This window comes from Amycolatopsis iheyensis, from assembly GCF_024703995.1.
Lineage (GTDB): Bacteria > Actinomycetota > Actinomycetes > Mycobacteriales > Pseudonocardiaceae > Amycolatopsis > Amycolatopsis iheyensis.
This window is the reverse complement of the sequence record NZ_JAMXQV010000074.1, coordinates 1-1,269: the sequence shown is the minus strand read 5'-3', so window position 1 is coordinate 1,269 and position 1,269 is coordinate 1. Positions and strand designations below refer to the sequence as shown.

At 77.8% G+C, this 1,269-nt stretch carries 1 pseudogene; it reads left to right on the top strand.

What is annotated here, in order from left to right:
- Nucleotides 1-48 precede the first annotated feature (48 nt).
- Nucleotides 49-1,269: pseudogene (locus tag M8542_RS49775) on the top strand (glycohydrolase toxin TNT-related protein); the annotation flags it as partial.

Here is a 1,269-nt window from a genome sequence, read left to right as displayed (position 1 = left end):
GGCCCGCCGCCGGGGCCCGTGGGGCCGCCGCCCCAGGGTCCGCCCGCGATGGCCGCGGCCCCGCCGCCGCCGGCACCGCCCGTCGTGCCGCCGCAGCACCAGGAGCCGCCCGCGCCGGCGGAGGTGCCGCTCGCGGTGCACACGCCGCCCGAGCCGGAGCCCGCGGCCGAAGAGCACGAGTACGTCGAGGACGCGGAGTACACCGAAGAGGGCTACGACGACCAGGAGTTCGACGACCGGTTCGCCGAGGACGACCAGTACGCCGAGGACGAGTACGACCAGCAGGGCGAGCACGCCGGGTCGAACGGCACGTCGCCGGAGCCGGGCCGGGTGCCCGACCTCGACGAGACCGCGGAGTACGTCCCCGACCAGCCGATCGGGCACGGGGACGAGCCGCGTGACGGTGAACCCTTCCCCGCCCGGCGCGACGACGCCGCGTTCCGGCCGTCGCACGAGGAAGACCAGCCGGAGCCCGCGGAGGAGCCGCACGACGAGCCGGCGCACGCGGCCTTCGAGAGCGAGCCCGGCGCGTTCGACCAGGGCCAGGACGAGCCCGGGGCGTTCCCGAACCGGCACGAGGAGCCGCCCGCGTTCGACCCGGGTCCGCCGACCATGATCACCCAGTCGGAGGTGCCGGGCGTGCTGCCGGTGCCGGAGCCGACGATGCCGCCGCAGCCCGCCGTCGCGGCGCCGGCCCCGGAGGCGCCCCGCTCGGGTCGCCGGGCGCTGCGCCGCGAGGTCCCGGAGCACCCGGTGCTCGCCGGCCTGCAGGCCAAGCTGGACGAGCTCGAGGTGCCGGAAAGCGGCTACCAGCTGGGCGGTCCCGCCGAACACGGCTGGAGCGTCGAGGAGGTCGACGACGGCTGGCGCGTCGGCTGGTACGACGGCAAGCTCAGCAACCCGGCGGTGTTCGGGGACGCCGAGGACGCCGCCGCGTTCATGCTCGGCAAGCTGCTGCTCAACCCGGAGGGGCACGTGCCCGCCGAGGAGCCGCCGCCCGCCCCCGAACCGGAGCCCGAGCCGGAGCCGGAACCGGTGCCGCAGCGGGTCGTCGCGACGGTGTCGCCGGAGGTCGCGACCGGGTCGTACCCGGTCCGCAAGCCCGAGCCGGTGCCCGCCCAGGAGCAGACGGCCTTCACCAGCGCCGAAGAGCTGTTCGGCGACCTCGAGGACGACGAGCCGCCGGCCCCGCCGCGCCAGCCCGCCCCGCCCGCGCCGGTCCCGGCCGGACCGGGACCCGAGCGCGCCCAGCCGCAGGCGGGTCCGCCG